The 23,258-nt window shown below is 70.5% G+C and carries 22 protein-coding genes, 1 tRNA gene and 1 pseudogene; 19 read left to right on the forward strand and 5 right to left on the reverse strand.

The window, feature by feature from the left end; translation table 11 throughout:
* Window positions 1–27: 27 nt before the first annotated feature.
* The 4 genes from ABH923_RS12310 to ABH923_RS12325 are packed head-to-tail and all read left to right on the forward strand — an operon-like array spanning window position 28 to window position 3,899.
* Window positions 28–1,203 (forward strand): PP2C family protein-serine/threonine phosphatase, encoded by a 1,176-nt coding sequence (locus ABH923_RS12310; protein ID WP_370055653.1) that lies wholly within the window; start codon window positions 28–30, stop codon window positions 1,201–1,203.
* Entirely contained in the window at window positions 1,200–3,152 is a 1,953-nt protein-coding gene (locus ABH923_RS12315; protein ID WP_370055654.1) for a glycosyltransferase family 2 protein, read from the forward strand. Before ABH923_RS12310 ends, ABH923_RS12315 begins: the two co-directional genes overlap by 4 nt.
* A complete protein-coding gene (locus ABH923_RS12320; protein ID WP_370055655.1) occupies window positions 3,149–3,481 on the forward strand; it encodes an STAS domain-containing protein in 333 nt (110 codons plus the stop codon). The genes ABH923_RS12315 and ABH923_RS12320 overlap by 4 nt, the downstream gene beginning before the upstream one ends.
* A complete protein-coding gene (locus ABH923_RS12325) occupies window positions 3,474–3,899 on the forward strand; it encodes an ATP-binding protein (protein WP_370055656.1) in 426 nt (141 codons plus the stop codon). The genes ABH923_RS12320 and ABH923_RS12325 overlap by 8 nt, the downstream gene beginning before the upstream one ends.
* A gap of 51 nt (window positions 3,900–3,950) precedes the next feature.
* Here ABH923_RS12325 and pgm read toward each other — a convergent pair whose 3' ends face one another.
* Window positions 3,951–5,570 (reverse strand): phosphoglucomutase (alpha-D-glucose-1,6-bisphosphate-dependent), encoded by a 1,620-nt coding sequence (gene pgm, locus ABH923_RS12330; protein WP_370055657.1) that lies wholly within the window; start codon window positions 5,568–5,570, stop codon window positions 3,951–3,953.
* Between the two features lie 72 nt (window positions 5,571–5,642).
* Between pgm and pheA the strand changes: the two genes are divergently transcribed.
* The 3 genes from pheA to ABH923_RS12345 are packed head-to-tail and all read left to right on the forward strand — an operon-like array spanning window position 5,643 to window position 8,038.
* Window positions 5,643–6,635 (forward strand): prephenate dehydratase, encoded by a 993-nt coding sequence (gene pheA, locus ABH923_RS12335; protein ID WP_370055658.1) that lies wholly within the window; start codon window positions 5,643–5,645, stop codon window positions 6,633–6,635.
* A 27-nt stretch (window positions 6,636–6,662) separates the two neighbouring features.
* A complete protein-coding gene (locus ABH923_RS12340) occupies window positions 6,663–7,313 on the forward strand; it encodes a hypothetical protein (RefSeq protein ID WP_370055659.1) in 651 nt (216 codons plus the stop codon).
* A 44-nt stretch (window positions 7,314–7,357) separates the two neighbouring features.
* The gene (locus tag ABH923_RS12345) at window positions 7,358–8,038 is read left to right on the forward strand and encodes a DUF4190 domain-containing protein (protein WP_370055660.1); all 681 of its coding nucleotides are present in this window, start codon (window positions 7,358–7,360) and stop codon (window positions 8,036–8,038) included.
* A 9-nt stretch (window positions 8,039–8,047) separates the two neighbouring features.
* On the opposite strand, the gene ABH923_RS12350 is transcribed toward ABH923_RS12345, so the two are convergent.
* A complete protein-coding gene (locus ABH923_RS12350) occupies window positions 8,048–9,034 on the reverse strand; it encodes a diacylglycerol kinase family protein (RefSeq protein ID WP_370055662.1) in 987 nt (328 codons plus the stop codon).
* A gap of 35 nt (window positions 9,035–9,069) precedes the next feature.
* Here ABH923_RS12350 and serS point away from each other — a divergent pair, with 35 nt between their 5' ends.
* From serS to glsA, 6 genes are all read left to right on the forward strand, one after another.
* Window positions 9,070–10,335, forward strand: a complete 1,266-nt coding sequence (gene serS / locus ABH923_RS12355; protein ID WP_370055664.1) for a serine--tRNA ligase — start codon at window positions 9,070–9,072, stop codon at window positions 10,333–10,335.
* Window positions 10,332–11,144 carry an HAD family hydrolase gene (locus tag ABH923_RS12360; protein WP_370055665.1) on the forward strand — a complete coding sequence of 271 codons (813 nt, stop codon included), beginning with the start codon at window positions 10,332–10,334 and terminating at the stop codon, window positions 11,142–11,144. The genes serS and ABH923_RS12360 overlap by 4 nt, the downstream gene beginning before the upstream one ends.
* A 169-nt stretch (window positions 11,145–11,313) precedes the next feature.
* A complete protein-coding gene (locus ABH923_RS12365) occupies window positions 11,314–12,585 on the forward strand; it encodes an LCP family protein (RefSeq protein ID WP_370055666.1) in 1,272 nt (423 codons plus the stop codon).
* A 172-nt stretch (window positions 12,586–12,757) separates the two neighbouring features.
* Window positions 12,758–14,029, forward strand: a complete 1,272-nt coding sequence (locus ABH923_RS12370) for an MFS transporter (protein WP_370055667.1) — start codon at window positions 12,758–12,760, stop codon at window positions 14,027–14,029.
* A 29-nt stretch (window positions 14,030–14,058) separates the two neighbouring features.
* Window positions 14,059–14,143 (forward strand) — tRNA-Ser (locus tag ABH923_RS12375).
* 74 nt (window positions 14,144–14,217) lie between these two features.
* Window positions 14,218–15,267, forward strand: coding sequence for a glutaminase A (gene glsA, locus ABH923_RS12380; protein WP_370055668.1), 1,050 nt, complete (start codon window positions 14,218–14,220; stop codon window positions 15,265–15,267).
* A gap of 131 nt (window positions 15,268–15,398) precedes the next feature.
* On the opposite strand, the gene ABH923_RS12385 is transcribed toward glsA, so the two are convergent.
* From ABH923_RS12385 to ABH923_RS12395, 3 genes and pseudogenes are all read right to left on the reverse strand, one after another.
* Window positions 15,399–15,677: an SDR family oxidoreductase gene (locus ABH923_RS12385; RefSeq protein WP_370057356.1), complete on the reverse strand. Its 279-nt coding sequence runs from the start codon at window positions 15,675–15,677 to the stop codon at window positions 15,399–15,401.
* Window positions 15,678–15,681: 4 nt separating this feature from the next.
* A pseudogene (locus tag ABH923_RS12390) lies at window positions 15,682–16,116 on the reverse strand (SDR family oxidoreductase); the annotation flags it as partial.
* Between the two features lie 35 nt (window positions 16,117–16,151).
* Window positions 16,152–17,024 carry an aldo/keto reductase gene (locus ABH923_RS12395; RefSeq protein WP_370055669.1) on the reverse strand — a complete coding sequence of 291 codons (873 nt, stop codon included), beginning with the start codon at window positions 17,022–17,024 and terminating at the stop codon, window positions 16,152–16,154.
* A gap of 100 nt (window positions 17,025–17,124) precedes the next feature.
* Here ABH923_RS12395 and ABH923_RS12400 point away from each other — a divergent pair, with 100 nt between their 5' ends.
* From ABH923_RS12400 to ABH923_RS12425, 6 genes are all read left to right on the forward strand, one after another.
* A complete protein-coding gene (locus tag ABH923_RS12400) occupies window positions 17,125–18,015 on the forward strand; it encodes a helix-turn-helix transcriptional regulator (RefSeq protein WP_370055670.1) in 891 nt (296 codons plus the stop codon).
* Between the two features lie 14 nt (window positions 18,016–18,029).
* Window positions 18,030–18,365: a carboxymuconolactone decarboxylase family protein gene (locus tag ABH923_RS12405; RefSeq protein WP_370055671.1), complete on the forward strand. Its 336-nt coding sequence runs from the start codon at window positions 18,030–18,032 to the stop codon at window positions 18,363–18,365.
* 10 nt (window positions 18,366–18,375) lie between these two features.
* A complete protein-coding gene (locus ABH923_RS12410; RefSeq protein WP_370055672.1) occupies window positions 18,376–19,359 on the forward strand; it encodes an aldo/keto reductase in 984 nt (327 codons plus the stop codon).
* 108 nt (window positions 19,360–19,467) lie between these two features.
* Complete coding sequence (locus ABH923_RS12415) at window positions 19,468–20,913, forward strand: APC family permease (RefSeq protein ID WP_370055673.1); 1,446 nt, start codon at window positions 19,468–19,470, stop codon at window positions 20,911–20,913.
* Between the two features lie 36 nt (window positions 20,914–20,949).
* Window positions 20,950–21,708, forward strand: coding sequence for a DeoR/GlpR family DNA-binding transcription regulator (locus ABH923_RS12420; protein WP_370055674.1), 759 nt, complete (start codon window positions 20,950–20,952; stop codon window positions 21,706–21,708).
* 13 nt (window positions 21,709–21,721) lie between these two features.
* Window positions 21,722–23,254, forward strand: coding sequence for a GMC family oxidoreductase (locus tag ABH923_RS12425; RefSeq protein ID WP_370055675.1), 1,533 nt, complete (start codon window positions 21,722–21,724; stop codon window positions 23,252–23,254).
* The last annotated feature ends 4 nt before the right edge of the window (window positions 23,255–23,258 follow it).

Genomic DNA, 23,258 nt, shown 5'->3' on the forward strand with positions numbered 1-23,258 from the left:
GGTAGACACCTCAGTACAGTTGTACGCATGGTCGTCGACGCGCAGGCGGTGCAGCAGACAGAGAGCGCGCGGCAACGCGCGCTCGCCGGCCTCCGGGTCGTGGACAGCGGGCCGGAGGCGCGGTTCGACCGGATCACCCGGCTCGCGCAACAGCTCTTCGCCGTGCCGATGGTGAGCATCACCCTCCTCGACGGCGACCGGCAGTGGCGCAAGTCGCACATCGGGCTGACCACCGAGGCCCCGCGCGAGAAGGCGTTCTGCGACGTCACCGCCCGGCAGGACTCGGCGCTGATCGTCTTCGACGCGACCGTGGACGACCGCTTCGCCGACAACCCGTTCGTCGTCGGCGACCCGCACCTCCGCTTCTACGCGGGCGAGCCGCTGCACGCGCCGGGCGGGGAGGCCGTCGGCACCCTGTGCGTGCTCGACACCGAGCCGCACACCATCACGCCGGAGCAGGAGCGCGTGCTGCGCGACCTGGCGGACTGGGTGCAGGACGAGCTCAACCGCGACGACGAGCTCGATCGGGCGGCGATCGCCCAGAAGGGCCTGCTGCCGCGCCGCAAGCCCCGGGCGCCCGGATTCGACGTCGCGGCGGCCTGCGAGCCGTCGCGCGGCGTCTCCGGCGACTTCTACGACTGGTACGACGTCGGAGACGACTTCTGCGTCACGGTCGGCGACGTGATGGGCAAGGGGATGGCCGCGGCGATCGTGGGCGCCTCCGTCCGCACCGCCCTGCGCAGCACGATGGACTTCTCCGACCTGGAGGACTCCGTGGACGCGGCCTCCCGGCTGGTGGAGGAGGACCTCGACCAGCTCGCCACGTTCGTCACCCTCTTCCACGCCAAGGTGCACACGGACGGCGCGGTCGACTACGTCGACGCCGGCCACGGGCTCGCGGTGATCGTCCGCGACAGGGGTCCGCTCGAACGGTTGGTGAGCAGCGCGCTCCCGCTCGGCCTCCCCGCTCCGGAGCCGCGGACGCCCGACCGGGTGATGCTCGGCCCCAACGACTCCCTGGTCTGCGTGAGCGACGGCGTCCTCGACGCGCTCGGCGGCGACCGGGCCTTCCCGCTGCTGGAGGCCATCGTGCGGGGCAACGCCACCCCGGGCGGCGCGGTCTCCCGCATCCTCAGCGCCGCGCGCGGAGGCGTTCCGATCGACGACGTGACCGCCGTGATCGTGCGCCGGAGCACCTGGTGAGTCGCGGGCTGCTCCGCCTCGTCTGCGTGCTCACGGTCCTGGCGGGCCTCGACTACGTGGTGTGGCGGTGGCTGGCCTCGGTCAACTGGTCGGCCTGGTGGATCGCCGTGCCGCTGGTGATCGCGGAGACCTACAGCCTGGTCGACACCTTCTTCTTCGCCATCACGATGTGGCGGGTCAAGGTGCGCACCGGCCCGGACGCGCCGCCCGCGGGCACCGTGGACGTCTTCATCACCACGTACGACGAGCCGATCGACCTCGTGCTGACGACCGCGCGGGCGGCGAAAGCCATCCGCTACCCGCACAGCACCTGGATCCTCGACGACGGCGACCGCCCGGCAATGCGCGCCGCGGCCGAGCGGGAGGGGCTCGGCTACGTCACCCGCTCCGACGACTGGGTGGACAAGCCGCGCCACGCCAAGGCGGGCAACCTCAACAACGCGCTCTTCCAGACCGACGGCGAGTTCCTCCTCATCCTCGACGCCGACCAGATCGCCGAACCGCAGATCCTGGACAGCACGCTCGGCTACTTCGCCGACCCGAAGGTCGCGCTCGTCCAGACGCCGCAGTTCTTCTCGAACGTGGACGAGGCCGACCCGCTCGGCAACCAGGCTCCGCTGTTCTACGGCCCCATCCAGCAGGGCAAGGACGGCTGGAACGCGGCCTTCTTCTGCGGCTCCAACGCCGTGCTTCGCCGCGACGCGCTGATGGAGCTGGGCATCGTCGGCTACGTGCGCGACGTCGAGCACACCGTGCGGCTCTCCCTCCGCTCGGCCGACCGCCTGCTCGCGAAGGCGGAGCGCTCCGCCCGCTCCGACCCGGACGCCGCGCGCCTCATCTCCGAGGTCCGCGGCCACGTGGAGGACGCCAACGCCCGGCTGCGCGCCGGCGAGAGCGTCGGCGAGGTGACGTACCGCCTCCAGAAGCAGGTGGACGACGTGTCGCGGTCGGCGGTCCGCAACGACGTCGCTGCGATGGAGGAGGACCTGCGCGCGATCGCCGCCCTCCCGGTGCAGGCCGACTCCGAGCTGGGCGCGTTCGTCGTGGACGAGATCGCGCTCGACCGGCTCGCCGAGCGGGACTGGTCGCCGCTCGGCGCGATCGACTCGGTGCAGCGCATCGCCGACACGCTCGCCGTCGACCGGCCGGGCCAGGCGCAGCCGGTGATGCCGATGGCCACCATCTCGGTCACGGAGGACATGGCGACGGCCATGCAGCTCCACGCGGGCGGCTGGCGCAGCGTCTACCACCACGAGATCCTCGCCTGGGGGCTGGCCCCGGAGGACTTGGGGACGATGCTCGGCCAGCGGCTGCGCTGGGCGCAGGGCACCCTCCAGGTGATGCTGAAGGACAACCCACTGGTGAAGCGCGGTCTCACCGCCGGCCAGCGGCTGATGTACTTCGCGACGATGTGGAGCTACCTCTCCGGGTTCGCATCGATCGTCTACCTGGCGGCGCCGGTCATCTACCTGCTCACCGGGATCATGCCGGTGACCGCGTGGAGCGTCGAGTTCTTCGCGCGATTCCTCCCGTATTTCATCCTGAGCCAGTTGATGTTCCTCGTCGCGGCCCGCGGGCTGAAGACCTGGCGCGGCCAGCAGTACGCCCTCGCGCTGTTCCCGCTGTGGATCAGGGCGTGCTGGACGGCGGCAGCGAACGTCTGGTTCGGGCGCAAGCTCGGCTTCGTCGTCACGCCCAAGGAGCGCAGCGGCAAGGCTCCCATCCCGTGGCGCCAGATCTGGCCGCAGCTCACGGCGATGGCCGTGCTCGTGATCGCCGCGGTGGTCGGCGTCCTGCGTGTCATCGCCGGAACCGCGGACGGGTTGGGCACGCTGGTGAACACGGTCTGGGTGATCTACGACCTGGTCGTGCTCGCCGTCATCCCGCGCGCGGCCCTGTACCGCGGACCGGCCGCTCACGCGGCCAGGAAGGAGCCCCGCCTCCGATGAACATCACCACGACCATCCGGGAGGACGGCGTCGCCGTGCTCGCCGCGGACGGCCGGATCAACCTGGTCACCGCCCCGACCGTGCGCCGGGAGGTGCAGCGGGTGGTCGACGAGGGCCACGCCCGGCTCACGCTCGACCTCAGCGCGGTGGAGTTCATCGACTCCTCCGGCCTCGGCGCGCTGGTGAGCGGGCTGAAGACCGCCAGGACGGCGGGCGGCGACCTGCGGCTGGCCGCGGCGTCCGAGCAGGTCGCGAGCGTCCTGCGACTGACCAACCTGGACCGCATCCTGCGCGTGTACCCGGCGACCGACGACGCCTACCGTGACTGACGCGTTCCGCGAGGCGTTCCTCGCTCCGGCGGACGCCGCGGCGATCGAGCGCGTCCACACGCTCTTCGAGGAGCTCGCCGTGCGCCGGCCGGACCTTCCGGCGGAGCGGCGCGGCGCCTTCGAGCTGGCCGTCGTGGAGGTCGTGACCAACGTCATCCAGCACGGCAGGGAGGGCACCCGCACCCGCGTGGAGCTGGAGGTGGGGCACACCCCGGACGGCATCCGCGCGGTCGTCACCGACGACGCCGAGCCCGCCGACATCGACCTGACCTCGACGGCCATGCCCGACCCGGAGGACTTCGGCGAGTCGGGCAGAGGCCTCGCACTGATCGCCCTGCTGGTGGACGAGTTCACGCACGAGCCGCTGCCGCACGGCAACCGCTGGACGCTGGCCTCCGGCACGCCGAAGGGCACGTAAACGCCCTTAAGACCGCGTTTTAGGGTCGTTTACGTGCCCCTCGACTGCGGATTACGCGCCGAGGGCGTCGCCCACGATGCGCTTGGCCTCCTCTTGGACCTCGCGGAGGTTCTCCTCGCCCGCGAAGCTCTCGGCGTAGATCTTGTAGACGTTCTCGGTGCCGCTGGGGCGGGCCGCGAACCACGCCGTCGCGGTCTCCACCTTCACGCCGCCGAGGGGCGCGTCGTTGCCGGGCGCGCGGCTCAGCTTCGCGGTGATCGGCTCGCCGGCGAGCTCGGTCGCGGCGATCGCGTCGCCGTCGAGCTTGCCGAGGGCGGCCTTCTGCTCCGGGCTGGCCGGGGCGTCCACGCGCTGGTAGACCGGGTCGCCGAACCGCTCGGTCAGCTCGCGGTAGAGCTGGGAGGGCGACTTGCCGGTGACCGCGCGGATCTCGCTTGCGAGCAGGGCGAGCAGGATGCCGTCCTTGTCGGTCGTCCAGGCCGAGCCGTCGAAGCGCAGGAAGCTCGCCCCGGCGCTCTCCTCGCCGCCGAAGCCCACCGAGCCGTCGATCAGGCCGGGGACGAACCACTTGAAGCCGACCGGGACCTCCCACAGCCGCCGGCCGAGGGACTCCGCCACCCTGTCGATGATCGAGGAGGACACCAGCGTCTTGCCGACCGCGGCGTCCTCCCGCCACCCGGTGCGCGTGGCGAACAGGTAGTCGATCGCCACCGCCAGGTAGTGGTTCGGGTTCATCAGGCCGCCGTCCGGCGTCACGATGCCGTGCCGGTCGGCGTCGGCGTCGTTGCCGGTCAGGATGTCGAAGTCGGCGCTGCGCGCCACCACGGATGCCATCGCGGACGGGCTGGACGGGTCCATCCGGATCTTGCCGTCCCAGTCCAGCGTCATGAAGCCCCAGGCCGGGTCGACCTCCGGGTTCACCACGGTGAGGTCGAGCCCGTAGGTGTCGGCGATGGCCTGCCAGTAGTTGACGCTCGCGCCGCCGAGCGGGTCCGCGCCGATGCGGATGCCGCTCTCCTTGATCGCCTTCAGATCGATGATGTTGGCCAGGTCGGCCACGTAGTTGCCGCGGAAGTCGTAGGTCTCCACGCCGCTCGGCTCGGCCATCCGCACGTCGCGCATCCCGTCCGCGATGATCTCGTTCGCGCGCGTCGCGATCCAGCTCGTCGCGTCCGTGTCGGCCGGCCCGCCGTGCGGCGGGTTGTACTTGAAGCCGCCGTCGCGCGGCGGGTTGTGGCTGGGAGTGACCACGATGCCGTCGGCCTGGTCGGGGTGACCCGCCTTGTTGTAGGCGATGATCGCGTGCGAGACGGCGGGCGTCGGCACCCAGTCGTCGAACTCGTCCACGAGCACGCGCACCTCGTTGCCGACCAGCACCGCCAGCGCGGTGGTGGTGGCGAACTCGCTGAGCAGGTGGGTGTCGGCGCCGATGAACAGCGGGCCGGTGATGCCCTGCGCGTTGCGGTACTCCACGATCGCCTGCGTCGTCGCGGCGATGTGGTCTTCGTTGAAGGCGGTGTCGAGCGCCGACCCGCGGTGCCCGGAGGTGCCGAACACCACGCGCTGCTCCGGGATGCTGACGTCGGGCTTCAGCTCGTAGTACGCGCGCCGCAGGGCGTCGACGTCGATGAGGTCGGAGGGCTGCGCGGGGGTGCCTGCTCGTTCGTCCATGCGACTACTCTTCCACGGCGGCGGGGAAGGGGCGAGGGTCCGGGGCGCGCCGCCCTCGCTAGGCTAAAGGCCATGTCCTCCGCCCCCGCCGACCCCACCGCCGAGCTGACCGCGTCCGTGGACGAGGTCTACAGCTTCCTCGGGCCGTCCGGCACCTTCACGGAGGCCGCGCTCGCGCAGGTCCCGGAGGCGCGCGGCAAGAGCTGGCGGGCCGTCAACAACGTGGGCGAGGCGCTCGCCGACGTGGTGTCCGGGCGCAGCGTCGCCGCGATGATCGCGATCGAGAACTCCATCGAGGGCGGCGTCTCCGTCGCGCAGGACGCGCTGGCGACCGTGCCGGGGCTGCGGATCGTGGGCGAGTACCTCGTTCCCGTGAACTTCGTGCTCGTCGCCCGGCCGGGGACGACACTGGCGGACGTGCGCACGATCAACGCCCATCCCGTCGCGTACGCGCAGTGCCACCAATGGCTCGACGCCCACCTCCCCGCGCACGGGCACCTGCCCGCGTCCAGCAACGTCGCCGCCGCGGCCTCCCTGTTCGACGGGAGCACCGCGGACGCCGCCATCGCCCCGCCCGGGATCGTCGACCACCACGACGTGGCCGTGCTCGCCGAGAACATCGGCGACAACCCGAACGCCGTGACCCGGTTCGTCCTGGTCAGCACGTCGCGCAGCGTGCCGGCGCCGACCGGGGCCGACAAGACCAGCCTGATCGCCGAGCTGCCGGACGACCGGCCGGGCTCGCTGCTCGACCTCCTGGAGCAGTTCTCCACCCGCGGCATCAACCTGAGCCTCATCGAGTCGCGGCCCATCGGCGACGCCCTCGGCCGCTACCGGTTCGTCATCGACGCGGACGGCCACATCCACGACGAGCGGGTCGCGGACGCCCTGCTCGGCCTCCGCCGGTTCAGCCCGTCCGTGATCTTCCTCGGCTCGTACCCGCGGGCGGACGGGGTGCGCGTCGCCTTCGACCAGCGCTACCGCGACGAGGTCTTCACCGAGGCGCGCGCCTGGCTCGGCACGCTGGTGGACGATCACGGTGACGCTGCGGACGACCGCGGGTAAGCTGCGCAGCAGGGAGCGCTCCCATCGATGCCGCCCCCATCCGATGCGCGGGAGGTCGGGATGATCGTGGACGACGAGCAGAAGGATGCCGCGCGCGGCGTCGACCCCCGATACGACCCGCAGTTCCAGCGGGGGTACCGTCCGCAGCCGGGTGAGCGGGCCAGGACCCGCCTGCGTGCGGCGCCGTCGCCGTCCGAGGCGACGGAGGACGACCGTCGCGTCGAGGAGGACCGCGCGCCCGTCGAAGCGGCCTCGCTCAGCATCGCGCCGGTCGACGTGCCGCGGGTGGCGCCGGCGGCGCAGCCTCCGGCGGGGCCTGGCCTCGACCGCGCGTACGCGGCCCCGTCCTCGGCCGCCGGCATCCTCGATCGGCTCGAGCTCTCGCCCCGCCGCAATCCGCTGATGCTCGCCCTCTGGCTGGTGTCCGGCGGCTTCGTCGTGCTGGGCATCGTGCTCTACTCGGTCTCGGTGAGCCTGTCGTACACCGGCTCCACCCCCTCGACCGACGTCGGCTCGCTGGTGATCTCGCAGCTCGGCTGGATGCTCGCCGGCCCGCTGATCACGGTCGGCCTGCTCACGCTGGTGGCGCTGCTGTTCCTCACGGCGCTCGCCGGGCGCGGCCCGAAGCGCGCGGCGTACCCGGAGGGCGAGAGCGAGCTGCCGGACGACGAGCGGTAGGTCGCGCGGCCGGAACCCGCGGCAGGCTGCACAATGGGAGGCCTATGCCCTCCGACTCCGTGCCGCCGCCGTACGCGCCCTCCCAGCCGTACCAGCCGTACCCGCCCTATTCGCCGTTCCCTCCGCCCGAGCCGACGACGAACGTCCTGGCCATCGTCGGGTTCATCACCTCGTTCTTCGTCGGCCTCGCCGGGATCATCTGCGGGCACATCGCGCTGTCCCAGATCCAGCGGACGGGGGAGAAGGGGCGCGGCCTGGCGCTCGCCGCGACGATCATCGGCTACGCGCAGGTCGGCCTGCTGTCCCTGTGGGTCGCCGCGATCCTCATGATTGCGGTGCTCAGCGGCGTCGGCCAGGCCGTGGCGACGGTGGGCTCCGACGTCCCGGTCGCACCAAGCTCCGAGTGCAGCACGCTGCAGAGCGCGGCGCAAGAGCTCTCCGCCGCGCTCACGACCCTCGAGACCTCCGATTGGAGGGATGCGCCGGCGGATGCGAAGAGCACCCTCCTCGACGAATGGTCGACCTTCGACGGAAACACGTCCTCGCTCCGAGACCCGAAGAGCTGGGATGCGATCGACACGACGGACAACGACCTGAACGCCCTCAGCACCGCCCTCGTCGACTACGAGGCCGCGGCCCCCGGCCAGGGCGACGCGACTGCGGTCGCGTCGGCGTTCACGCAGGTCGAGGACGGCCTGCACACGCTGATGTCCAGCTGTCGGTGAGCGTGGCGCTCACCGCGGCACCCGCACCCGCAGCCCCTGCGGGTCGACGGCGATGCCGAGTCTGATGACCTCCCCGAACCCGTCGCCGTCGATCTCGAACGGCTCCGGCACGTCCAGTTCGACCGCCACCGCCGCACCGCGCAGGTAGCTGAGGCGCGTGCGGATCGCGCGGTCCGTGAAGCGGATGATCCGCCGCCCGAGCGCGCTCCGGCGGAGCACCCGGTTCTCCCAGGTCACCTTGCGCCAGATGGCCAGCCAGCCGAACACCGTCGCGGGCTGCAGGATCGCGATGTCGATCAGGCCGTCGTCCACCTCGCTGTCGGGGATGAGCTGCATGTTGCCGGGGAGGGCGCCGCAGTTCGCGAACAGGATGGTGCTGACGTGCGCGGTCTGCTCCGGCTCGTCGTCGATCCCGAACCGCACCCGGACCTTCCGCGAGCGGGGCCACGACCGGAACGCCGACTCGACGTAGGCGAGCCAGCCGACCCGGCGCTTGAGCTCAGGACGCGTGGTCTCGATCATCCTGGCGTCGAAGCCGATGCCGGCCATGACCAGGAAGGCGTGCTCGCTGCTGCTGCCGTCGGGCCGCTCGGCGGTGGCGACACCGAGGTCGATGCGGCGGGTGACGCCGTCGAACGCGACGGCGACGGCCTCCTCCAGCCCGGTGAACGGGACGCCGATGTTGCGGGCGAGGAGGTTGCCGGTGCCGCCCGGGAGCAGGCCCAGCGTCGCGTCCTGGTCGCGCAGCGCCTCGGCGACCGCGCGCACGGTGCCGTCGCCGCCGGCCGCGAGCACCAGGGTGGCGCCGCGTTCGAGCGCCTGCCGGGTCTGGCCCTGGCCGCCGTCCTCCGGCGTCGTCTCCAGCCAGAGCAGCTCGATGTCGCCTGTCTCGGCCGCGCGCGCCTCCACCGCGGCCCGCACGCGCCGCACGTCCACCCGCACGGGGTTGTAGACGACGGCGACCGTCGTGCCGCTCGCCCCCGCCCGATCGTCCACGGGTTCACGCTACTGGACGACGATAAGCTGGGGCAGTGATCGATCCCGTCCTGCTGCGCGAGAGCCCCGATGTCGTCCGACGTTCCCAGGAGGCCCGCGGCGACTCCGTCCAGCTCGTCGACGAGGCTCTGCAGGCCGACATCGAGCGCCGGGCCGCCATCACCGCGTTCGAGGAGCTGCGCGCCGAGCAGAACGCGTTCGGCAAGCAGGTCGCTCAGGCCCCCAAGGACCAGAAGCAGGCGCTCGTCGCCCAGGCGCAGGCGCTCGCCGGCCGGGTGAAGGAGGCGCAGCAGACCGCCAACACCGCGGAGGCGCACTTCTCCTCCGTGCTCCGGCGCATCGGCAACCCGATCGTGGACGGCGTCCCGAGCGGCGGCGAGGACGACTTCATCGTCCTCAAGGAGGTCGGCGGCGTCCCGGAGTTCGACTTCGAGCCGCGCGACCACCTGGAGCTCGGCGAGCTGCTCGGCGCGATCGACATGGCGCGCGGCGCCAAGGTCGCGGGAGCCCGGTTCTCGTTCCTGCGCGGCATCGGCGCGCGCCTGGAGATCGCGCTCATGAACATGGCGCTCGACAAGGCGGTGACGAATGGCTTCGTCCCGATGATCACCCCGACCTTGGTGAAGCCGGAGGTGATGCAGGGCACCGGCTTCCTGGGCTCGCACGCCGACGAGGTCTACCACCTGGCCGACGACGACCTCTACCTCACCGGCACCAGCGAGGTCGCGCTCGCCGGCTACCACTCGGATGAGATCCTCGACGTGACCGAGCCGCTGCGCTACGCCGGCTGGTCCACCTGCTACCGGCGCGAGGCCGGCTCCGCGGGCAAGGACACCCGCGGCATCATCCGTGTGCACCAGTTCAACAAGCTGGAGATGTTCGTCTTCACCCTCCCCGAGCACGCGGAGGCCGAGCACGCCCGGCTGCTCGCCTGGCAGGAGGAGATGATGCAGGCCCTCGGGCTCAGCTATCGCGTCATCGACACGGCCGCGGGAGACCTCGGGTCGAGCGCGGCGCGCAAGTACGACGTGGAGGCGTGGATCCCGACGCAGGGCCGCTACCGCGAGCTGACGTCGACCTCCAACTGCACAACGTTCCAGGCCCGGCGCCTGGAGATCCGCTACCGCACCGAGTCCGGCAAGACCGCGCCGGTCGCGACGCTGAACGGCACGCTCGCGACGACCCGCTGGCTGGTCGCCATCCTGGAGACGCACCAGCGCGCCGACGGGTCGGTGCTGGTGCCGGAGGCGCTGCGGCCCTACCTGGGCGGCCTCGAGGTCCTGGAGCCGATCGCGCAGTGAGCACCGTGGCCGGGAGCGACCGTCTGCTGATCGCGCTCGATGTGGACGGCACCCTCATCCACGAGGACGAGTCCGTCGGCGACGCCGTGCTCGCGGCCGTCACGCGCGTCCGGGAGGCCGGGCACGAGGTGATGCTGGCCACCGGCCGGAGCTGGGAGACCGCGCGGCCGATCCACGAGAAGTTCGGGCTGACCAGCCGGTTCGTCGTGTGCGCCAACGGCGCGCTGACGATGATGCGCGACGAAACCGTCGAAGGCGGTTATCGCCGCGAGTTCATCGAGACCTTCGACCCGACCGAGGTGCTGCGCACCATCCGGCCGCACCTGCCGTCCGGCAGCTTCATGGTCGAGGACCCGACCGGCTTCCGCCGCTACACCGAGGGCATGACCGACTGGGAGCTGGTGAACGCCGAGCAGGTCGAGTTCGACGAGCTCACCGAGCATCCCGCGACCCGCGTCGTAGTGGTGTCGCCGCAGCACGACGAGGAGGAGTTCCTCGCGATCGTGGACCGGATGGGCCTCCAGCGGGTGAGCTACTCGATCGGCTGGACCGCCTGGCTCGACATCTCGCCGGACGGCGTGAACAAGGCGACGGCGATGGAGCGGGTGCGGCACGCGCTCGACATCCCGGCCGCCCGGCTGGTGGCGATCGGCGACGGGCGCAACGACCTGGAGCTGCTCGAGTGGGCAGGGGCCGAGGGCCGCGGCGCCGCGATGGGCCAGGCGCCGGACGAGGTCAAGGCCGTCGCGTCGGAGGTCACCGGGACCGTGGCCGACGACGGCCTCGCGGCGGTGCTCGACTCGCTCTGAGCGACGCGCGCGGCCGTCTGAGCGCGCCCATAGGCGGCGAATCGCCTCCGAATCGCAGGCTGAACGGGGATTTCGTTGCCCAGATCATTTCCAGCCGGCTGTGTCAGACTTGGGAATGGTGTGTGCCTTCTCAGGCGCCGCCCTCGCGATGTCCGACGAGAGGGAGTGAATGAACGAGATGCCCACGCGCGCCCAGGCGCGAGCGCAGGAGAAGTCGGCCGGCCCCACGGTGGCACGGCACGGACGCCTCAAACGGCATCACCCGTTCAAGACCGTCGCGGCCCTCCTCGTCGGCCTGCTCGCCGTCGTGGGCATCAGCACGGCCGGCGTCGCGGCCTATGCGACGTACGACGTAGCCTCCAGCCTGAAGCCTGCGGTCAAGCTCGTGGACGCGAAGGGCAAGGTCGTCACGCCCGGAATCGGTGCGATGGACGGTGCCTTCAACGTCCTCCTCGCGGGCTCCGACTCCGGCGGCGGCAACAAGGGCTACGGCGACCGCGGCGAGAACCTCAACGACGTGACGATGCTGCTGCACGTGTCGGCCGACCACAAGAACGCCACCGTCGTCAGCTTCCCCCGCGACATGTACGTGCCGATCCCGTCCTGCCCGGACGGCAAGGGCGGCAGCTACGACGCGATGAGCAGCCAGAAGATCAACAACACCCTCAGCTACGGCGGGCTGGCCTGCACGGTCCTTACGGTCGAGAAGCTGACCGGGCTCGACATCCCGTACGCGGGCGTGATCCAGTTCGACGGCGTCATCGAGATGTCCAACGCGGTCGGCGGCGTGAACGTCTGCGTCGCGGGCGACATCAAGGACCCGTACACCGGCCTCGATGTGAAGGCCGGCGAGAACACCCTCCAGGGCGCCCCTGCGCTGGCGTTCCTCCGCACCCGGCACGGCGTCGGCGACGGCTCGGACCTCGGCCGGATCAGCAACCAGCAGGTGTTCCTCTCGTCGCTGGTCCGCACGATCAAGAGCGCCGACACGCTTGCGAACCCGGTGAAGGTGTACGCGCTGGCCAAGGCCGCGACGAGCAACATCTCGCTGTCGGAGAGCCTCAACAACCCGACGACCATCGCCTCGATGGCCATGGCGCTGAAGAACGTGGACGTCCCGAAGGTCGTCTTCGTCCAGTACCCGAACCACTACCAGGGCGACGGTGTGGCCCCGACCAAGGATGCCGCGAGCACCCTGATGTCGGCGCTGCAGGACGACAAGCCGGTCACCCTGACCGGTGACACCGGCGTCGGCTCGGAGGCGGCGCCCGGTGCGGCGACGCAGGCCCCGGCGGCGCCCTCCACGCAGGCTCCTGCGGCGCCGGCCCCGACCGACACCTCGAGCGCGACCCCGGGCGACGGCTCGTCCGTGCAGCTCCCGTCCGACGTGCACGGCCAGACGGCCGCGCAGGTCACCTGCTCGAAGCCGTTCCAGGACTGACCCGCTCGAGTGCGCCTGGCGGGAATGAACCGCTGTGGTGCACACTTGAATGCAGTGGAGGTCATTCCTCCGCACACAGTTCCATCGTGTAACTACCTCGCGCCGGCTCGCCCGGCGGACCAAGGCGGCACTTGAAGCCCGCGGTCCGCCGCGTGAAGACAGAAGGCCAGGCATGACACGATCCGACACCACCCCCGCGGGGGTGACCCGCGAGCCGGAGCGCCCGACCACGTTGGTCCGCGCCGCCGGATTCTCATACTTCCCCGTGGCACTCCTGGCGCGCCTCCCGTACGCCATGATGGTCGTCGGCGTGCTGACCCTCGTCGTCTCGGCGCGCGGCGAGCTGTCGCTCGGCGGTCTGACCTCCGCGATGGTCGGCCTCGGCACCGCGATCTTCGGCCCGCTGATCGGCGCCGCTGCGGACCGGATCGGCCAGCGCGGCGTCGTGCTCGCCGCCGGCATCGCGAACAGTGTCGTCCTGGTGGCGATGGCATGGGTGGTCTTCAGCCCCGCGTCCGACGCGCTCGTGCTGCTGGTCGCGTTCCTGATCGGAGCGACCGCCCCGCAGGTGTCGCCGATGTCGCGCAGCCGCCTGGTCGGCATCATCGCGAGTCGCCTCCCCGGCGACCGGCACGCCGCGGTCCTCAACGGGACGATGGCCTACGAGTCCGCAGCGGACGAGGTCGTGTTCGTCTTCGGCCCGTTCATCGTCGGTCTCCTGGCGACCACGCTGAACCCGGCCGCCCCGATCATCGGCGCCGCCGTGCTCACCGCGCTCTTCGTCACCGCGTTCGCCCTGCACCGCACCGGCTCCGCCCGCCCGACCGAGGTGGACGGCCTCCCGGTGCGGCAGGCGCCTGCGCGCGAGCTGTTCCGTCCCGGCCTGATCGCGGTCACGGTCGGCGTGCTCGGGATGGGCCTGTTCTTCGGCTCGATGCTCACCGCGCTGACGTCTTTCCTGTCCGACTTCGGCCACCCGGAGCAGGCCGGCCTGGTCTACGGCGTGATGGGCGTCGGCTCGGCGGCGCTCGCGCTCGGGGTGGCCTGGTTCCCGCTCCGGTTCGCGCTGCGCTGGCGCTGGCTGACGTTCGCCGGCATCCTGGCGTTGTCGACGGCCGCCCTCCCGTTCGCGACCACAGTCCCCGGGATGGTCCTGGTGCTGCTCGTCGCCGGCTTCGGCGTCGGCCCCACGCTCGTGACGCAGTACAGCTTCGGCGCCGAACGCAGCCCGGTCGGCCGCTCGGCGACGGTCATGACGATCCTCGGCTCGGCCGTGATCGTCGGCCAGTCGGCGTCGTCGGCGATCGTGGGGGCGCTGGCCCAGAGCGCGGGCACGCACGCGGCGATGTTCGCCCCGGTGGCGTCGGCCCTGATCGTGCTGGCCGCGGGCCTGGCGAACGTGATCATCACCGGCCGACGGCCGTCGCCCACCCGCGTTCGCTAGAATCGGGCGACGCCGGTACGCCGGCACCGGGAGGGCTGTCCGAGCGGCCGATGGAGCCAGTCTTGAAAACTGGTGGGCAGAAATGTCTCGTGGGTTCGAATCCCACGCCCTCCGCAGTGGTGAAGTGCCTATCATGAGCGAGCAGGGACACCCCGGGGTGCCCTGAGGCGATCATGACGGAGGACCGGATGGCCTACTTGGAACGACAGACTCCGCTGCCCGATTTCTCGACCGACGCCGTCCATGCCGACGAAGTCCCCGTGGTGGAGAACGCAGTCTCCACCGGCACCCTTCCCGAAGTCGGGCGCGTCCACGAACTCATCGAGACCGCCTACGAGCGCTACCGCGGCCTGGATGACGGGAATGTCGCCGACTACATCCCCTCGCTCGGTGAAGCAGACCCCGGCCTCTTCGGCATCAGCGTGTGCAGCGTCGGTGGGCTCACGACCAGCGTCGGCGACTCCGCCCACGCCTTCTCGATCCAATCGATCTCGAAGGTGTTCGTGTTCGCCCTGGTCTGCCACGAACTGGGCCACTCGGAGGTGTCGCGCCGCGTCGGCGTGAACAACACGGGCCTCCCGTTCAACTCGGTCATGGCCCTCGAACTGAGCGACGGCGACCCGAGGAACCCGCTCGTGAACGCCGGTGCGATCACGACGACGAGCCTCGTGCCCGGCTCGACGGCGGCAGAGAAGTGGGACTTCGTCCAGCGCGGGCTGTCCCGCTTCGCTGGGCGACCGCTCGAGATCGACGACCAGGTCTACGCCTCGGAGTCGGCCACCAACCAGCGCAACAGGGCGATCGCGCGGCTCCTCCAGAGTTACGGGCGGATGGAGTTCGACCCGGTGCAGGCGACCGACGTCTATACGAGACAGTGCTCGCTCCTGGTGACCGCGGAGGATCTCGCGGTCATGGCCGCGACTCTGGCTGATGGCGGTGTCAACCCGATCACCCGCGAGAAGGTGATCGACGCCTCCGTCTGCCGTGACACGCTCGCCGTGATGGCGACGAGCGGACTGTACGAGTTCTCGGGTGACTGGCTGTTCGAAGTGGGCATCCCTGCCAAGAGCGGCGTCTCGGGCGGAATCGTCACGATCGCACCGGGCAAGGGCGGCCTCGGCACCTTCTCCCCGCGTCTCGACCCCGCAGGCAACAGCGTCCGGGGCCAGCGCGCCGCGCGATTCCTCTCCCATTCGCTCGGGCTCGACATCTTCGCATCGACCCCGGGCGTGTTCTGAAGGGTTCACCGCAGCGCGTACCGCAAGCGGCTCGTCCGACTCGCCTTCCAGCCCCTCCACATCGCGGCGGTGCTCTGATCGACATCAAGGCGCCCGACCGTTGATCGCCCGGTTCACAGCGGGAAGAGAGGTCAGACCTGCGTCGCCGGCCGCAGCAGGATCTCGTTGATTGCGAGGTGCCGAGGCCGGCTGAGCGCGAACACGATGACCTCCGCGATGTCTCCCGCGGTGACCGTGGCCTGGCTGTAGGCGTCGTTCACCGCCGCGCTGGTCTGCGCGTGGGTGATGTGGGTGGGGAGCTCGGTGGCCACGACGCCGGGCTCGATCAAGGTCACCCGGACATCCGGGAGGAGCTCTTGACGCAGCGACTCGGACCATCCGTTCAGTCCCCATTTCGTGGCCGCGTACACCGCCGTTGCCGGCGCGCGCGGTGCGGCCGGCGACGGAGGAGATGTTGATGACGTCGCCCTCCCCGGCGGTGAGCTGGTCGAGGAAGACTTCGGTCGTGGTGATCGCGCCGAGCAGGTTGACGTCGATCATGCGCCGGTAGTCCTCGCGCTGGTCGGCGGAGAACGGTCCGAGCAGCATGATGCCCGCGTTGTTGATCAGCACGCTCGCGGGTCCGAGTTCGTGCCTGACGCGTTCTGCGGCGGCGAGGAGCTGGTCGCGGTCGGTGACATCCGCTTCGATGGCGATCGACCCGTCTCCGAGTTCCGCTGCGAGAGCGTCGATGCGATCCGCGCGGCGTGCGAGCAGCGCGACCCGGTACCCGGAGGCAACGAGCGCGCGGGCGGTGGCTTCGCCGATTCCGGAGGAGGCTCCGGTGACGACGGCGACGAGGTCGGACATGGGTGTTCCTTTCGTGGGGTGTCGGATTCGGGTGCTCAGCCGAGGCGGCGGGCGCTCAGCCAGCGGACCATGTCGGGATCGGCGTGGTCGAAGAACTGCGACTCACCAGTGTGGAGGCCGGCGATCCGTGTCATCTCGTCGTCGCTGAGCTCGAAGTCGAACACGTCGATGTTCTGCGCCATGCGGTCCGGGCTGACGGTCTTCGGGATGACGACGACCTCGCGCTGGATCATCCAGCGCAGCACGACCTGGGCGACGGACTTACCGTGGGCGTCACCGATCGCGGCGAGCACCTCGTTCGTGAACAGGCCGTTCTTGCCTTCCGCGAACGGGCCCCAGGACTCGATCTGGACACCCTCCGCTTTCATCAGCTGCTGGTACTCGACGTTCTGCCGGAACGGGTGGGTCTCGATCTGGTTGACGGCCGGGGTGATCTCGTTGTTGATGATCAGGTCGATGAGCTGGTCGGGCGCGAAGTTGGAGACGCCGATGGCACGGGCGCGGCCGTCGCGGTTGAGGTTCTGCATGGCGCGCCACTGGGCGTAATAGTCGCCGAAGGGCTGGTGGATCAGGTAGAGGTCCACGTAGTCGAGCCCGAGCTTCCTGACCGAGTCGTCGAACGCGCGAGCGGTGTTCTCCTCGGCGGGCTGGTCCTGGATCCAGAGCTTCGTGGTGATGAAGAGGTCCTCGCGCGGGATGCCGCTGGCCGTGATCGCGGCGCCGACGGCCTCCTCGTTGCCGTAGGCGGCGGCGGTGTCGATGGAGCGGTAGCCGGCGGCGAGGGCGGCCTCGACGGCCGACTGGGTCTGGGCGTTGTCGACCTGGAAGACGCCGAAGCCGAGGATCGGCATTCTCGTGCCGTTGTTGAGCGTGACGGTCTGCACGGATGTTTCGCTGGTCGTTGTCATGCCTCCAGTCCACCGCTGTTCCCTCGCGCGAGGGAGTGACGGGTTATCCGTGTACTGGCAGTCAGTCGCTCGATGCCGGCCGGCGTCGTAGCGTTGCGGCATGGACAACAGGGACGAAGTCGGCGAGTTCCTCCGGACCCGCCGCGCCCGCCTGACCCCCGAGCAAGCCGGGATCATCGGCGGGGGCCGGCGTCGCGTCGAAGGACTGCGCCGGGAGGAGGTCGCGATGCTCGCCGGGATGAGCAGCGACTACTACGCGAAGATGGAGCGCGGCAACCTCGCCGGTGTCTCCGCCGAGGTGCTCGACGCCCTCGCGCTGGCCTTGCGGCTGGATGAGGCGGAGACCGAGCACCTGCACGACCTGGCCCGGGCTGCCGGCCCCGAGCCGATCCGGCGCCGCCCGCGGCCTGCCGCGGCCACCACGATCCGCCCGAGCCTCCAGCGGTTCCTCGACACGAACACGATGACGCCGACCTTCGTCCAGAACCGGCGCAAGGATCTGATCGCCGCCAACCCGATCGGACTCGCGCTGTTCTCGCCGCTGTTCGCGGACCCGAGCAACCAGCGCAACAACGCCCGGTTCACGTTCCTCAGCCCCGCCTCCCGGGTCTTCTTCACCGACTGGGAGAAGGGCGCAGACAGCATCGTCGCGTCGATGCGGACCGACGCCGGAAAGCACCCGCACGACAAGGACCTCACCGACCTCATCGGCGAGCTCGTCACCCGAAGCGACGCCTTCCGCACCCGCTGGGCCGCCCACAACGTCAAGCCGCACCGGTCGGGGAGCAAACGCATCCACCATCCCGACGTCGGCGACCTCGAGTTCGAGTTCGAGGGGATGGAGTTGCCCGGCACCCCCGGCTGGATGCTCTACGCCTACACGACCGAGCCCGGCTCCTTCACCGAAGAACGCATCGCCCTCCTCGGGAGCCTCAGCGCCACCGCGGATGAACCCACCAGCTCGACCGCGCACAACCGCGATCGCGCCTGACCGTAAGGACCACCATGTCAGCACCCCACCCCCGCGTCGCCCCCGAACTGATCCGTGAGCACGCGCCGAAGCTCGCCGACCTCACCGACGATGTGCTCTTCGCCGACGTTTGGGAGCGGCCGGAGCTGTCGCCCCGCGACCGCAGCCTGGTCACTGTCGCCGCACTGGTCGCGCTCGGCCGCGACGCCCAGCTCGTCGGCCACCTGCGCCGCGCGCTCGCCAACGGACTCACCACCGACGAGCTCACCGAGGCGATCACCCACCTCGCCTTCTACGCCGGCTGGCCCGCAGCCATGAGCGCGGTCGGGGTCCTCGCCTCCGTGTCCGCCGAGCCGGCCTCCCAGGACTGAGGACGATCGCATGCAGACACGCACCCTCGGCACCGACGTCGCCGTCTCCGCGATCGGCTTCGGATGCATGGGCCTCAACCACGGCTACGCCGACAAGCTCGATGAGGCCGGCGGCATCGACGTGATCCGCGCGGCCGTCGACCTCGGCGTGACCTTCTTCGACACCGCCCAGGTCTATGGGCCGTTCACCAACGAGCAACTCGTCGGGCGCGCCCTGGCGCCGGTTCGGGACCAGGTCGTGATCGCGACCAAGTTCGGCTTCGACTTCGACGGAACCCGCGAGAGCGGCCTCAACAGCTCGCCGGAGTACATCCGCAGCACCGTGGAGGCATCGCTGGCACGCCTGGGCGTGGAGCGCATCGACCTGCTCTACCAGCACCGCGTCGATCCCGACGTGCCGATCGAGGACGTCGCCGGAACCGTCAAGGACCTGATCGCCGAGGGCAAGGTCGCCCACTTCGGCCTGTCGGAGGCCGGCGCCGCGACGATCCGGCGCGCTCACGCTGTGCAGCCGGTCGCCGCCCTGCAAAGCGAGTACTCGCTCTGGTGGCGCGAACCCGAAGCGGAGATCCTACCGACCCTCAGGGAGCTGGGCATCGGTCTCGTGCCCTTCAGCCCCCTCGGCAAGGGCCTGCTCACCGGCGCCGTCGACGCCTCGACCTCCTTCGGCGAAGGCGATGTCCGAGCGACTCTTCCTCGCTACTCCGCCGAAAGCCGACAGGTCGGCGCCGACCTGGTCGAGCTGGTGACCAGGATCGCCGCGACCAGGAACGCCACTCCCGCTCAGATCGCTCTCGCCTGGCTGCTGGCGCAAGGGCCCTCGATCGTGCCGATCCCCGGGACGACGAAGGTCCGCCGGCTCGAAGAGAACGTCGGTGCGGCCTCCGTGGAGCTCAGTGCGGACGAGCGCGCGCAGCTCGACGCGGTGTCGGCCCGCATCGACACCACCGCTGCGCGCTACCCGGAGAAGATGCAGAAGTGGATCGATCGATGAGCTGAGCGACCGCCACTCCGAACAACCATCACCAATTCGAACAAAACACTTGTGTGAATGAACACAATGCGTGTTACAGTTGGTGCACCCGGTTCAAAGGAGAGCGCAATGTCAGCAACCCAGTACGAGGCCTCGTCGGTGGAGGAGCCGGAGCTCCCCTCCGGGCTCAACCGAGGCTCCATCGGGCTCGGCGGCACACTGATGCAGTCGATCGCCCAGATCTCGCCGACCCTCGGCATCTTCTACACGATCGCCTTCACCACCGGTCAGGCCGGCGTCACCGCGCCCCTGACCTACCTGGCCGCATTCCTCGTCTGCCTCATCATCGCGGTGCCGATGCGCGGGCTGGCACGGCACCTCCCGTCCGCCGGCGGCTTCTACACGTACGTCTCGGCCGGTATCGGCCCGCGGGCCGGGTTCATGACCGGATGGCTGTACGCGATCATGGTGACCGTCGTCCCGGCGGCGCTCGCCGCGTTCACCGGCGCGGTCCTCCAGGATGAGCTGTCGGGCAAGTACGGGTTCGACGTTCCGTGGTGGGTCTACGCGGTGGCCATCCTCGCGATCTGCTTCGCCTGCGCCTACCGCGGCATCGTCATCTCCATCAAGTTCCTGGTCGTGATGACCTGCTTCGAGATGATCGTCGGACTCGGGCTCGCCCTCTCCGGTCTGATCAAGCCGGGCCCCGGCGGCGTCAACCTCAGCGGGTTCAACCCGGCGAACATCACGAACGGCTCCGGGTTCTTCCTCGCGATCGTGCTGTCGATCTTCGCCTTCACCGGTTTCGAGAGCGCCGCGGCGGTCGGGGAGGAGTCTCGGGACCCCAAGCGCATCGTCCCCAAGGCGATCATCGGGTCCCTCACCCTCATCGGCATCTTCTACGTCGTCACGGCCTGGGGCCTGCAGATCGGCTGGGGCACCGACAACCTCCCCAAGCTGGCGTCCTCACCCACCGCACCCGCGTTCGTCCTCGCCGACCGGCTCTTCGACGGCGCCTCGATCATCATCCTGATCGCCTTGGTCAACTCCGGGCTCGGTGTCTGCATCGCCTGCACCACCAGCGCCACGCGCACCATCTTCGGGATCGCCCGCACCGGCGCCCTCCCGTCCGTGCTGGCGACCGTTCAGCGCAAGCACCGCACCCCGGTCGTCGCGGTCTACGTGCAGTCGATCGTGGCGGTCGTGGTCTGCCTCGCGGTCGGACTCCCGCTCGGGCCGTACAACCTCTTCAACCTGCTCGGGACCGCGGGGACCTTCGTCTACATCCCGATCTTCATCCTGATGAACATCGCGGCGTTCCTCTTCTTCCGCCGGCGCCACCCGGAGGAGTTCAACGTTTGGGCGTACGTCGTCGCCCCGATCGTCTCGACGGTCGCCCTCCTGCTGATCGCGTACTACAGCATCGTCCCGCTCCCGGCCTTCCCCGTCCTGCTCGCGCCGTTCATCGCCGTCCTGTACGTGGTCATCGGCCTCGCCATCCTGATCGGCCGCAACCTGCGTCCGGGGAATCGGGCCTGGATGGCACGTGCAGGGGAGCTGCCTGAGGTTGACTGATCCCGGACCGGAACACCAGAACAGCAGGAGGCCACGATGAACGCCGAAACCCGACAGCAGCAGATCCTCGAGCAGCTCGCCCGCCGCGGCGAGGCCACGATCGCGGAGCTCAGCGCCCGGTTCGACGTGTCGGAGATGACCATCCGCCGCGACCTCAACCAGCTCGCCGCCGCGGGCGTGATCGTCCGCACCCACGGCGGTGCGGCCCCGGCGGCGAGCGGGAGCTTCGAGCCGCCGTTCGGCCTCCGCTCCCGCACCAACAGCGAGTCGAAGCGGCAGATCGCCATCGCCGTCGCCAAGCAGGTGCTCGACGGCCAGACGGTCATCCTCGACGGCGGGACGACCGGCCTGGCCATCGCGGAGGAGCTCGTCGGCCGCAACATCACCGTCTGCGCGCTGAACCTCCGCGTCGCCGACATCCTCTCCGCGGAGTCCGCCACCCGGGTCATGATCCCCGGCGGACTCATTCGGACGGGCGAGTCGAGCATCATCGGCTCGGAGGCCGAGCGCGCCCTGCAGAACTTCCGCTACGACCTCTACGTGATGACGGCCTCCGCCGTCGACGCCTCCGCCGGGTTCACCGAGTGGAACATCGAGGACGCCGCCATCAAGCGCGCGAGCCTCGCCGCCTCCCGACGGACCATCGCGGCCGTCGACTCCTCCAAGTTCGGCCGCGAGGCGTTCGCCCGCATCTGCGGCCTCGACCAGGTCGCCGCCATCGTCACCGACGCGGCGATCACCTCCGAACAGAAGCGCGAGCTCTCGGTGTCAGGCACCGAGCTGCTGATCGCATGAACCAAGGAACACCATGAACACCACCCCTTCCGCACTCCCCACCCGCGTCGACACCCTCGTCATCGGCGGCGGCACCGGCGGCGCCGCGTTCGCCGGCACGCTGGCCGCCCAGAGCGACGAGACTGTGCTCCTCGTGGAGGCCGGCCCCGACTACGGCGCGTTCGACCGGGAGACCTGGCCGTCGGACATGCTCGACGCGCGCTCGATCCCGCTGTCGCACGACTACGACCTCCGCACCGCCCGGTCGTCGGGCGAGGGGAGCCTCGACCTCCCGCGCGCCCGGATCATCGGCGGCTGCTCGGCGCACAACGGCTGCACCGCGTCGGTGGGCGCCCGGTTCGAGTACGACGAGTGGGCGGGCCTCGGCAACCCGGGCTGGTCGGCCGACGAGGTCGCACCGCTGCTCGACGCCGTGCGGGAGCGGTTCCGCGTCCGCCGCTACACGATGCCGGAGCTCACCCCGCCGCAGCGCGCGTTCGTGGAGGCCGGGGTCGCCGCGGGCCTGCCGTTCGCCGACGACCTCGACGACCTGGAGGCCGCGGAGGGCATCGGTCCGATGCCGGTCAACGTTTCGGACGGCGTGCGCTGGAACAGCGCCTTCGCCTTCCTCGACCCGGTGCGCGATCGTCCCAACCTGACCATCGCGGGCGGCGTCACCGTCACCGCGCTCAGCTTCGACGGCACGCGCGTCACCGGGGCGTTCGTCACGAACGCGGCCGGCGTCGCCCACATCGACGCGGGCCGGGTCGTCCTCGCCGCGGGCGCGTACCACTCGCCGGCCCTTCTGCTGCGCTCGGGCGTCGGCCCTGCTGCGGAGCTGACGGCGCTCGGTATCCCCGTGATCGCGGATGTGCCGGGCGTCGGCAAGCACCTGCTCGACCACGAGTGCGTCCAGCTCGACTTCGCGGGCCAGCCCGGCCTGGTGGAGGAGCTCGCCGCGCTCGACTGGAACCCGGACGAGCAGACGGTCGGCCGCGCCCGGTCGAGCGTGTGCGACGACGGGCCCTACGACATCCACGTGTTCATGGTCGCCGGCGCGAACAGCGGCCACCCCGGCCTCCCGCCGATCACCCTCTACGGCGGTGCGATGCGCGCCCGGTCGGAGGGCAGCGTGACGCTCGGCCCTGACCTCGACGTCGCGGAGCCGGTGATCGACCACCGCTACGGGTCCGACCCCGAGGATCACGACCGCACCGTGTTGCGGGAGGCGCTCGGCCTGCTGGAGTCGATGGTGTCCCAGCCGGGGCTGGCCGAGGTGCTCGGCGAGCGCGTCGGCGACGCCGACCCGTTCGACGACATCGTCAACTACTGCCACCCCGCGGGCACCTGCAAGATGGGCCCGGCGTCCGACCCGCTCGCCGTGGTCGGCAGCGACGGCGCCGTGCACGGAGTGAGCGGGCTCTATGTCGCCGACGCCTCCATCATGCCGACGATCACCCGCGGCAACATCAACCTTCCGACGGCCATGATCGGGGTGAACGTCGCGAACCGGATTCTCGGCGCGCGCGTCCTCGACGCCGCCGGCACGACCGCGGACGCACGCTGAGGAG

The sequence above is a fragment of the Leifsonia sp. EB41 genome, assembly GCF_041262565.1.
GTDB lineage: Bacteria > Actinomycetota > Actinomycetes > Actinomycetales > Microbacteriaceae > Leifsonia.

Coding starts and splice junctions, on each gene's coding strand:
- ABH923_RS12310 (WP_370055653.1), top strand. CDS start 28: ATGGTCGTCGACGCGCAGGCGGTGCAGCAGACAGAGAGCGCGCGGCAA.
- ABH923_RS12320 (WP_370055655.1), top strand. CDS start 3,149: ATGAACATCACCACGACCATCCGGGAGGACGGCGTCGCCGTGCTCGCC.
- pgm (WP_370055657.1), bottom strand. CDS start 5,570: ATGGACGAACGAGCAGGCACCCCCGCGCAGCCCTCCGACCTCATCGAC.
- pheA (WP_370055658.1), top strand. CDS start 5,643: ATGTCCTCCGCCCCCGCCGACCCCACCGCCGAGCTGACCGCGTCCGTG.
- ABH923_RS12340 (WP_370055659.1), top strand. CDS start 6,663: ATGCCGCCCCCATCCGATGCGCGGGAGGTCGGGATGATCGTGGACGAC.
- ABH923_RS12345 (WP_370055660.1), top strand. CDS start 7,358: ATGCCCTCCGACTCCGTGCCGCCGCCGTACGCGCCCTCCCAGCCGTAC.
- ABH923_RS12365 (WP_370055666.1), top strand. CDS start 11,314: ATGAACGAGATGCCCACGCGCGCCCAGGCGCGAGCGCAGGAGAAGTCG.
- ABH923_RS12370 (WP_370055667.1), top strand. CDS start 12,758: ATGACACGATCCGACACCACCCCCGCGGGGGTGACCCGCGAGCCGGAG.
- glsA (WP_370055668.1), top strand. CDS start 14,218: ATGGCCTACTTGGAACGACAGACTCCGCTGCCCGATTTCTCGACCGAC.
- ABH923_RS12395 (WP_370055669.1), bottom strand. CDS start 17,024: ATGACAACGACCAGCGAAACATCCGTGCAGACCGTCACGCTCAACAAC.
- ABH923_RS12400 (WP_370055670.1), top strand. CDS start 17,125: ATGGACAACAGGGACGAAGTCGGCGAGTTCCTCCGGACCCGCCGCGCC.
- ABH923_RS12405 (WP_370055671.1), top strand. CDS start 18,030: ATGTCAGCACCCCACCCCCGCGTCGCCCCCGAACTGATCCGTGAGCAC.
- ABH923_RS12410 (WP_370055672.1), top strand. CDS start 18,376: ATGCAGACACGCACCCTCGGCACCGACGTCGCCGTCTCCGCGATCGGC.
- ABH923_RS12415 (WP_370055673.1), top strand. CDS start 19,468: ATGTCAGCAACCCAGTACGAGGCCTCGTCGGTGGAGGAGCCGGAGCTC.
- ABH923_RS12420 (WP_370055674.1), top strand. CDS start 20,950: ATGAACGCCGAAACCCGACAGCAGCAGATCCTCGAGCAGCTCGCCCGC.
- ABH923_RS12425 (WP_370055675.1), top strand. CDS start 21,722: ATGAACACCACCCCTTCCGCACTCCCCACCCGCGTCGACACCCTCGTC.